The 10,061-nt window shown below is 37.0% G+C and carries 11 protein-coding genes; all 11 read left to right on the top strand.

Annotation, left to right across the window (positions count from 1 at the left end; translation table 11 throughout):
• Positions 1-42 precede the first annotated feature (42 nt).
• The 11 genes from kduI to AC1WHX_RS07400 all read left to right on the top strand — a co-directional run bounded on the left by kduI (position 43) and on the right by AC1WHX_RS07400 (position 9,892).
• Positions 43-885 (top strand): 5-dehydro-4-deoxy-D-glucuronate isomerase, encoded by an 843-nt coding sequence (gene kduI, locus AC1WHX_RS07450; RefSeq protein WP_009316921.1) that lies wholly within the window; start codon positions 43-45, stop codon positions 883-885.
• Between the two features lie 27 nt (positions 886-912).
• Positions 913-1,707: a gluconate 5-dehydrogenase gene (locus tag AC1WHX_RS07445; RefSeq protein WP_009316922.1), complete on the top strand. Its 795-nt coding sequence runs from the start codon at positions 913-915 to the stop codon at positions 1,705-1,707.
• 84 nt (positions 1,708-1,791) lie between these two features.
• Complete coding sequence (locus tag AC1WHX_RS07440) at positions 1,792-3,033, top strand: DUF4861 domain-containing protein (protein ID WP_122338396.1); 1,242 nt, start codon at positions 1,792-1,794, stop codon at positions 3,031-3,033.
• A gap of 377 nt (positions 3,034-3,410) precedes the next feature.
• On the top strand, positions 3,411-4,088 hold the full coding sequence (gene mtgA / locus AC1WHX_RS07435) for a monofunctional biosynthetic peptidoglycan transglycosylase (RefSeq protein ID WP_122338397.1): 678 nt from the start codon (positions 3,411-3,413) through the stop codon (positions 4,086-4,088).
• Positions 4,089-4,206: 118 nt separating this feature from the next.
• Positions 4,207-5,082 carry a formyltetrahydrofolate deformylase gene (purU, locus tag AC1WHX_RS07430; protein ID WP_022600640.1) on the top strand — a complete coding sequence of 292 codons (876 nt, stop codon included), beginning with the start codon at positions 4,207-4,209 and terminating at the stop codon, positions 5,080-5,082.
• Between the two features lie 6 nt (positions 5,083-5,088).
• Complete coding sequence (gene hisH / locus AC1WHX_RS07425) at positions 5,089-5,679, top strand: imidazole glycerol phosphate synthase subunit HisH (protein ID WP_022600639.1); 591 nt, start codon at positions 5,089-5,091, stop codon at positions 5,677-5,679.
• A 13-nt stretch (positions 5,680-5,692) separates the two neighbouring features.
• The gene (gene hisA, locus AC1WHX_RS07420) at positions 5,693-6,412 is read left to right on the top strand and encodes a 1-(5-phosphoribosyl)-5-[(5-phosphoribosylamino)methylideneamino]imidazole-4-carboxamide isomerase (RefSeq protein ID WP_122338398.1); all 720 of its coding nucleotides are present in this window, start codon (positions 5,693-5,695) and stop codon (positions 6,410-6,412) included.
• Positions 6,413-6,420: 8 nt separating this feature from the next.
• Positions 6,421-7,176 carry an imidazole glycerol phosphate synthase subunit HisF gene (gene hisF / locus AC1WHX_RS07415; protein WP_122338399.1) on the top strand — a complete coding sequence of 252 codons (756 nt, stop codon included), beginning with the start codon at positions 6,421-6,423 and terminating at the stop codon, positions 7,174-7,176.
• A gap of 9 nt (positions 7,177-7,185) precedes the next feature.
• On the top strand, positions 7,186-7,782 hold the full coding sequence (hisIE, locus tag AC1WHX_RS07410) for a bifunctional phosphoribosyl-AMP cyclohydrolase/phosphoribosyl-ATP diphosphatase HisIE (protein ID WP_122338400.1): 597 nt from the start codon (positions 7,186-7,188) through the stop codon (positions 7,780-7,782).
• A gap of 6 nt (positions 7,783-7,788) precedes the next feature.
• Positions 7,789-8,466, top strand: a complete 678-nt coding sequence (locus AC1WHX_RS07405; protein ID WP_122338401.1) for a cell division ATP-binding protein FtsE — start codon at positions 7,789-7,791, stop codon at positions 8,464-8,466.
• A gap of 109 nt (positions 8,467-8,575) precedes the next feature.
• The gene (locus AC1WHX_RS07400) at positions 8,576-9,892 is read left to right on the top strand and encodes an aspartate kinase (RefSeq protein ID WP_009316931.1); all 1,317 of its coding nucleotides are present in this window, start codon (positions 8,576-8,578) and stop codon (positions 9,890-9,892) included.
• Positions 9,893-10,061: the final 169 nt, after the last annotated feature.

Raw genomic sequence — 10,061 nt, 5'->3', positions numbered from 1 at the left:
GAATATAACAATTTAATAATCAAGCATATAAATTAGATAGTTATGAAAACAAATTATGAACTTCGCTATGCGAGCAATCCTCGAGATGCGAAAAGCTATGATACGACTCGTTTGCGTGAAGATTTCTTGATTCAGAACCTGTTTGTAAATAATGAAGTAAATATGGTTTACTCTATGTATGATCGTTTGATTGTAGGAGGAGCTAAACCAGTAGGTGAAGTACTTACATTAGAAGCAATAGATCCGTTAAAAGCGACACATTTTCTTTCTCGTCGTGAATTGGGAATATTCAATGTCGGAGGCCCGGGCTGTGTAAAGGTGGGAGATACGGCTTTTGATTTGAATTACAAAGAGGCATTATATCTCGGAGCAGGTGAACGGACTGTTACATTTGAAAGTTTGGATGATAAGAATCCTGCAAAATTTTATTTCAATTCTGCTCCGGCACATAAAACTTATCCAGATAAAAAAGTAACGAAAGCTGATGCCGTAGTTGCGGAAATGGGCTCATTAGAAGGGTCTAATCATCGTAACATCAATAAGATGCTGGTATCTCAAGTATTGGAAACATGCCAGTTGCAAATGGGTATGACAGAATTGCAACCGGGTAGTGTCTGGAATACTATGCCTGCACATACTCATAGTCGCCGGATGGAAGCATATTTCTATTTTGAAGTTCCTGAAGGAAATGCGGTTTGCCATTTTATGGGAGAACCGACCGAAACTCGTCATATTTGGATGAAAGGAGATGAAGCTGTATTGTCGCCCGAATGGTCGATACACTCTGCTGCTGCGACTAGTAATTATACTTTCATTTGGGGTATGGGTGGTGAAAATCTGGATTATGGTGATCAGGATTTCTATAAAAATACAGATCTTAGATAAAACTTAAACACACTAACTTTATTAAATATGGTAAATTTCTCATTGGAAGGTAAGGTTGCACTTGTAACAGGCGCTTCTTACGGTATAGGTTTCGCTTTGGCTACTGCATTTGCACAAGCCGGTGCAAAAATCGTTTTTAACGATATTAAACCTGAGTTGGTTGAAAAAGGATTGGCAGCTTATGAAGCTGAAGGAATTAAAGCACATGGTTATGTTTGTGATGTAACAAATGAAGATCAGGTTAATGCTTTGGTTGCTCAAATAGAAAAAGAAGTCGGGGTTATCGATATCTTGGTAAATAATGCCGGTATTATCAAACGTATTCCTATGCACGAAATGTCTGCAGCGGATTTTCGCCAGGTGATTGATATCGACTTGAATGGTCCGTTTATCGTATCTAAAGCAGTGATTCCTTCTATGATAAAGAAAGGACATGGTAAAATTATCAATATTTGTTCGATGATGAGCGAATTGGGACGCGAAACCGTATCTGCTTATGCTGCAGCAAAAGGTGGTCTCAAAATGTTGACGAAGAATATTGCCTCAGAATACGGTGAATATAATATTCAGTGCAACGGCATAGGTCCGGGATATATTGCAACTCCCCAAACAGCTCCGTTACGGGAAAAACAGCCTGATGGTTCAAGACATCCGTTTGATTCTTTCATTGTCGCAAAAACACCAGCTGCCCGTTGGGGTACTCCGGAAGATTTGATGGGTCCGGCTGTATTTTTAGCTTCTGATGCATCTAATTTCGTTAATGGCCATATCCTTTATGTAGATGGTGGTATTTTGGCTTATATCGGAAAGCAACCCCAATAAAAAGCGGGGAATAAGATTATACCCTCTATCTCTATTTTGAGACAGAGGGTTGCTTTGTATATATAATAACCAATAAATTAAGATATGAAAAAGATTATTTTATTACTGTTTATTGCAATTATCGGCTTCTCTTGCAGTGGAGGTAAGAGTGTCAAAATTTCTGTAAAGAATGACTCGGCGATAGATCGGGAAAATGAAATAGCTGAAATTTCTATGAGTAGCGTGACTGAGATGCTCGGATTATCCGATACGGCACAGTTCGTTATTTTGGATGCACAAGGAAAGCAACTACCTTACCAATTGACTTATGACGGTAAATTGATCTTTCCGGTTACGGTAAAAGCTAATTCATCTGTTGAATATACTGTACAAGCCGGAATCCCTGAAAAATTTGATACTATAACTTGCGGAAGACAGTATCCCGAACGTGTAGATGATATTGCTTGGGAAAATGATAAAATCGCTTTCCGTACTTACGGACCGGCTCTTCAAGCTACTGGAGAAAGAGCATTCGGTTATGACATTTGGGTAAAATCGGTTGCAGAACCGGTTGTTGAAAAACGATATGAAGGAGAATTGAATCCTGAAACAAAAGCCCGTATCTCGGAATTGAAGAAAACAGATCCCAAAGCTGCTGATGAATTGTATAAATCTGTATCATATCATGTAGATCATGGAAACGGATTGGATTGTTATAAAGTAGGTCCTACTTTGGGAGGTGGAACTGCTGCGTTGATGGTAAACGATACGATTGTGTATCCGTATTGCTATAAAACGTTTGAAGTATTAGATAACGGTCCTTTGCGTTTTACGGTAAAACTGACATATAATCCATTGATCGTAAATGGAGATTCAGTAGTAGAAACTCGTCTAATTTCATTGGATGCCGGCTCTCAGTTAAACAAAACTGTAGTGACTTATGATAATCTGAAAGAAACTACTCCCGTAGTCGCCGGAATAGTATTGCATGATCCTGAATCTTCGGCTCAATATAAAGTCTCGGCAGAAAAAGGATATGTTACTTATGCTGATCCGACCGATAATCCGAATAATAATAACGGAACAATATTTGTCGGAGTTATTTTGCCAACGGCCAAAGATGCAAAAGCCGTCTATTTTGAAGAAAAAGAGAAAAACAATTTGAGAGGCGGAGCTGATGGTCACGTGCTTGCTATTGCAGATTATACTCCTGGTTCGGAATTAGTCTATTATTGGGGAGCAGGATGGAGCAAGTCTGGATTCGATACAATTGAAGATTGGAATGCATACATTGATGAAGAGGCTTCACTAAAGAGTGAACCGTTGACAGTATCTATCATAAAGTAAAATGCTAGTCGAGAATAGAAATAGCGACTATGTTCGATTCTCTATTCTAATAGAATTTAAGCAGATGCGAAATTAGTATATATCTATACTTTGCGAGAGCCGGCCAATATTTACGTTATTGGGCCGGCTTTTTATTCAGATAGGCTCTAAGAACCAATCCGAATTTTGCTCGGGTCAGATTTTAGAGTTTCGTTTGAGGATATTTTCCTGTTTTTACGAGGATAATAGTGAGCTATCTGACGAGGGAAAACGAGAAAAAAGACCGGAATAAAACGCAAAAATGACCTGATAATATTTTTTGTTGGAAAATTTGGACTGGCTCTTATTTAGTCAAAAAATATTTTTACGTTTGCAGCTATATTTAAACAATGTAATATATGAAGCGTGTCCGGCGTATTATAAGAAATATTATCGCATTCTTTTTTATTTCGACGATTCTTTCGGTTCTTTTATACCGTTTTGTTCCAGTATATATAACGCCTCTTATGTTGATCCGTTATGCACAAGGTATTATGGCCGGAGAAAAACCCCGTTTATACCATCGATGGGTTTCTTTAGAGGATATGAGCAGATGGTTGCCTCAAGCGGTAGTCGCCTCAGAAGATAATCTTTTTTTAGAACATTCAGGGTTTGATTTTCAGCAGATAAAGAAGGCGATAGAAGAAAATAAAACTCGAAAAAGAGCCAGAGGGGCAAGTACGATATCTCAACAAACCGCTAAAAATGTGTTTTTATGGCCGGGACATTCTTTTATTCGCAAAGGATTGGAGGCTTATTTTACATTTTTGATAGAACAGTTATGGGGAAAGAAACGGATTATGGAAGTGTATCTGAATTCTATCGAAATGGGCAAAAATATATATGGTGCGGAAGCTGTAGCAAAATATCATTTTGGAATTACAGCCCGAAAATTGACCCGATCACAGTGTGCTCTTATTGCGGCATCATTACCTAATCCGTTACATTTTAACTCATCTGCTCCATCTTTATATATGCAGAAAAGAAAACGTAAAATCTTGTGGCTAATGGATCAAATAGGTCCTGTGAAATTCTGATGTAAATTTTTATTTCTTGCAAATAGATATTTTGTAAGATTATTTTTGTTCAAATTTGTAGAATAATAGGATTGTTCGCTTTTATTTTGTTATATTTGCGCTTCAAAATAGATGAGATATGTCAAAACAAAAAAATAACAGTACAAATGCAATATTACTGATGCATTGTCCAGACCAGCCGGGTATATTAGCGGTTGTAACAGATTTTATTAATGTAAACGGAGGTAATATTTTGTATCTCGACCAATATGTAGATCGGGAAAATCATGCATTTTTTATGCGGGTGGAATGGGATCTGACAAACTTTATTATTCCACAGAATAAAATAGAAGATTATTTCAATACATTATACGGACAAAAATATGATATGAGCTTTAATCTCTATTTTAGTGATCGCAAGCCGCGTATGGCTATATTCGTATCGAAGATGTCCCATTGTCTATATGATATATTGGCGCGATATACAGCCGGAGAGTGGAATGTAGAGATTCCTGTTATTATCAGTAACCATCCTGATTTGGAAAGTGTAGCTAAAAGGTTCGATATAGATTATCATGTATTTCCAATCAATAAGGACAATAAAGCGGAGCAAGAAGCTAAGGAGTTGGAATTATTGGAAAAATATGATATAGATTTTATCGTATTGGCACGATATATGCAGGTCGTTTCTTCTGATTTTATAATGCATTATCCCGATAAGATCATAAATATTCATCATTCGTTTCTTCCTGCATTTATGGGAGCTAAACCCTATCATGCGGCTTTTGAACGAGGAGTAAAGTTGATCGGGGCTACAAGCCATTACGTGACGACCGATCTTGATGCGGGACCTATTATAGAACAAGACATAGTTCGTATTTCTCATAAGGATTCTATTGCCGATTTGGTTTATAAAGGTCAGGATCTCGAAAAAATAGTATTATCCAGAGCTGTGGAAAAACATATTGATCGGAAAATATTGACTTATCGCAACAAAACCGTTGTTTTCAATTAAGGGAAAATGAAAGTTGCAATTGTAAAATATAATGCCGGTAATATTTATTCGGTAGATTGTGCTTTAAGAAGGGTCGGGGTAGAAGCAGAAATTACTGATAATAAGGAAATATTGATGTCTGCTGATAAAGTAATATTTCCGGGAGTAGGAGAGGCGGCGTCAACGATGCATTATTTGAAAAAAAATAATCTGGATTCTTTAATTAAAGATCTGAAGCAGCCGGTATTAGGCATTTGTATAGGAATGCAATTGATGTGTCGGCATTCGGAAGAAGGAGATGTCGACTGCCTGAATATATTTGATGTTGAAGTAAAGCGTTTTCATACTGAAAGCACAGAATATAAAATACCACACATGGGCTGGAATACGGTGAGAAACGTTGATATGCATATGTTTCCGCAACATATTGAAAACCAATATGTATATTTTGTTCATAGCTATTATGTTCCAGTATGTGAATATACCACTGCCGAGACAGAATATATTTTGCCTTTTAGTGCGGCTTTGCATAAAGATAATTTTTATGCTTCTCAGTTTCATATAGAAAAAAGCGGAGCTGTCGGAGAGGATATATTTAATCATTTTTTGTCATTATAAATTATAGAATGATATGATTGAATTAATACCGGCCATAGATATAATAGATGGTAAGTGCGTACGCTTGTCGCAAGGTGATTATGAGCGTATGACCACATATAATCATGATCCGTTGGAGGTTGCAAAAGAATTTCAGGATCATGGAATAAGACGATTGCATGTCGTCGATTTAGATGGAGCTAAGGCCCATCATATCGTGAATTATAAAGCTTTAGAACGCATTGCTTCTCGTACGTCGTTGATAATTGATTTTGGTGGTGGTATTAAATCTGACGGAGACTTGGAAATCGCTTTCGAATCAGGTGCTCAGATGGTAACCGGAGGCAGTATTGCTGTAAAAAGTCCGGAGGTATTTTTGTCATGGCTTGAGAAATTCGGCTCGGATAAGATAATTCTTGGAGCTGATGCTAAAAATGGGAAAATTGCAGTCGGAGGATGGAAGGAATCGTCAGATAAAGAACTTATCCCGTTTGTAAAAACGTATGTAGAATCCGGAGTAAAAAAAGTAATTACTACGGATATTTGTAAAGATGGAATGCTGAACGGGCCGTCTATCGATTTATATAAAAAGATGATGTCTGTAATTCCTGAGATTTATTTGATAGCAAGTGGTGGAGTTGCCTCTATCGAAGATATTGAGAAATTAGAGTTGGCCGGAGTTCCTTCCGTTATATTCGGGAAAGCCCTTTATGAAGGCCGTATAACGTTGAAGGAACTGTTACGTTTTTTATAAAAATAGATATGTTAGCAAAGCGAATAATTCCATGTTTGGATGTAAAAGACGGTAAAACTGTAAAGGGGGTAAATTTTATAAATTTCAGAGATGCAGGAGATCCGGTTGAATTGGGACACGCATATAGCCGACAAGGTGCAGACGAGTTGGTTTATTTAGATATAACCGCTTCTTATGAAGGACGCAAGACATTTACGGAAATTGTCAAGAAGGTTGCAGCTAAGGTATCTATTCCTTTCACTGTTGGAGGCGGGATAAATGAAATAAATGATGTTGACTGTTTACTGAGTGCCGGTGCAGATAAAGTTTCAATAAACTCTTCTGCATTGAAGAATCCGAAATTAATTGAAGAAATTGCAAAAAATTTCGGTTCGCAAGTTTGTGTTGTTGCTATAGATGCTAACTTTGACGATAATTTATGGCGTTGTTATTTAAATGGAGGAAGAGTTCCGACAGATAAAGAGCTTTTTTCTTGGGCAAGAGAAGCACAGGAAAGAGGTGCAGGAGAGATACTGTTTACCAGTATGACTCATGATGGTGTAAAAGAGGGATATGCAAACGATGCGTTAGCCATGTTGAATTCGGTATTGAGTATCCCGGTGATAGCTTCAGGTGGGGCAGGGAAGAAAGAGCACTTTAAGGATGTTTTTCAGATAGGAAAGGCCGATGCTGCTCTTGCAGCAAGTGTGTTTCATTTCGGAGAGATTTCTATTTCTGAACTTAAAGATTATTTAGATCGAGAAAATATTTGTGTAAGAAAATAACGTATTGAAATGAATATAGATTTTGCAAAAATGGGAGGTCTGGTTCCTGCAATTATACAGGATAGTTATACTTCTAAAGTTCTAATGCTGGGCTTTATGAATGAGGAAGCGTTAGCAAAGACCAAGGAATTAGGTAAAGTGACATTTTTCAGTCGTACTAAGAACCGTTTGTGGACAAAAGGGGAAGAAAGCGGTAATTTTTTATTAGTCGATTCGATAAAAGAAGATTGCGATAAAGACACGCTTCTTATCAAAGTCCGTCCGGTAGGTCCGGTCTGTCATACTGGTAGCGATACATGTTTTGATGAAAAAAACGAGGAAGATATTATGTTTATTAAGTATCTTCAGGATTTTATAGATCGCCGTAAAAAAGAGATGCCGGAAGGTTCGTATACGACGTCTCTGTTTAACAAAGGACTAAACAGAATGGCGCAAAAAGTCGGAGAAGAGGCCGTGGAGACAGTAATCGAGGCAACGAACGGAACAGATGACCGACTTATTTATGAGGCTTCCGATCTAATTTATCATTTGATTGTATTATTGACTTCAAAAGGATATAGGATAGAAGATCTTGCCAGAGAATTGAAAAAACGGCATAAAGAATAGAACTATATGGAAGATGGATTATTGATACAATATGATCATGTCGAAATTTGTCGTAAGGAGCTTGTTGTTCTGAAAGATGTAAATTTTAAATTGTATTCAGGTGAGTTTGTCTATTTCATCGGTCGGGTAGGTACAGGGAAAAGTAGCTTACTGAAAACGATGTATGCTGAAATTCCGGTGGTTGAAGGAGAAGCTTCTGTCCTCGGATTTAATATGAAGTCTCTCCGAAAGAAGGATATACCTCAGTTAAGAAGAAAAATAGGTATTGTATTTCAGGATTTTCAGTTATTGACGGACAGGCCGGTAAAAGATAATCTTAATTTTGTCCTTCAAGCGACAGGCTGGAAAGATAAAGCAGAGATAACAGAGAGAGTCGAGCAAGTTTTGGTACAGGTCGGCATGCAAAATAAAGCGTACAAAATGCCGCATGAACTATCCGGAGGGGAACAACAGAGAATTGTTATAGCCAGAGCATTGTTGAATTCTCCGCAGATTATTTTGGCGGATGAACCGACAGGAAACCTTGATCCTCAGACCGGGCAACAAATTGTATCGTTATTGCATTCTATTTGTGAGACAGGTACGGCTGTTATTATGACGACCCATAATCATCGATTGGTAGAAGAATTTCCCGGACGTTTATTGAAATGTGAGAATAAATGTTTATCCGAAGTCTCTCTTTAAGTATAGAATTGCTTATTATAGATAATATCTTATCTTTGCATTTCAGAAACTATATATATTGAAAATACAGGTATTTAAATATACGAACTATTAATTGAAAGAATAAAAAATGAAAGTCTTAAAGTTTGGTGGAACTTCTGTGGGCTCAGCACAAAGAATGAAAGATGTTGCCAAATTGATTTGTGACGGAGAGCAAAAGATTGTTGTTTTGTCAGCTATGTCCGGTACAACAAATACGCTTGTAGAGATTTCGGATTATTTATACAAAAAAAATCCGGACGGTGCTAACGAAATTATTAATGGCCTAGAGCATAAATATATGCAGGTAATTGATGAGTTGTATAGCACAGACGAGTATAAACAGAGGGCTACTGAAATTGTAAAATCTCACTTCGATTATATCCGTTCTTTTACAAAAGATCTTTTTACTCTTTTTGAAGAAAAAGTGATTTTGGCTCAAGGTGAGCTGATGTCAACGGCTATGGTGAATTTATACTTGAATGAGACTGGTGTAAAATCTGTACTGATTCCTGCTTTGGATTATATGCGGACAGATAAAAATGCTGAACCGGATCCCGTATATATTAAGACAAAACTGAAAGATTTATTATCTGTAAATCCTGATGCACCTATTTATATAACACAAGGCTATATTTGTCGGAACGCTTATGGTGAAATAGATAATTTACAACGGGGAGGAAGCGACTATTCCGCTTCATTGATCGGTGCTGCTATTCAGGCTGACGAAATACAAATATGGACGGATATTGATGGCATGCACAATAATGATCCTCGATTCGTTAAAAATACTTCTCCGGTAAGATATTTACATTTTGAGGAAGCTGCGGAATTAGCATATTTCGGGGCGAAGATATTGCATCCTACATGTATTCTTCCAGCTAAGCTTAATAACATTCCTGTTCGTCTGTTGAATACGATGGAACCTGAAGCTCCGGGAACTTTGATTTATAATCAATCAGAGCCGGGGAAAATAAAAGCTGTAGCGGCAAAAGACGGTATTACAGCCATTAAGATCAAATCGGGGCGTATGCTTTTAGCTTACGGATTTTTACGTAAAGTCTTTGAAATTTTCGAAAGTTATCAGACGGCCATAGATATGGTGACTACTTCAGAGGTAGGTGTTTCTGTGACTATCGATAATACAAAACATTTAACCGAAATTCTGGATGATCTTAAAAAATTCGGGACTGTCACAGTTGATGAAGATATGGTCATTATTTGTGTAGTCGGAGATTTGGAATGGAATAATATCGGTTTCGAGTCAAATACGATGCAGGCAATGAAAGATATTCCGGTAAGAATGGTATCTTATGGAGGCAGCAATTACAATATTTCGTTTTTGATAAAATCAAAAGATAAGACCGCTGCATTGCAATCTTTAAGTAAATATTTGTTTGATAAATAATAAGAGAAGAACACGGACTATTTATAAAAAGTAGTCCGTGTTCTTTTAAAAAACATTTGTGTTTATTATAGTAGAAAACAGGTTTAGAGATATTTTTACAAATTCTTAAAATCATCAAATATTAAAGATAAATATATGAAAGGTGTTTTCCCAATCGATAAGTTCAGAA

The sequence above is a fragment of the Coprobacter sp. genome, assembly GCF_982436375.1.
Note: the sequence above shows the minus strand (reverse complement) of the source record. Positions and strands in the feature narration are given on the sequence as shown.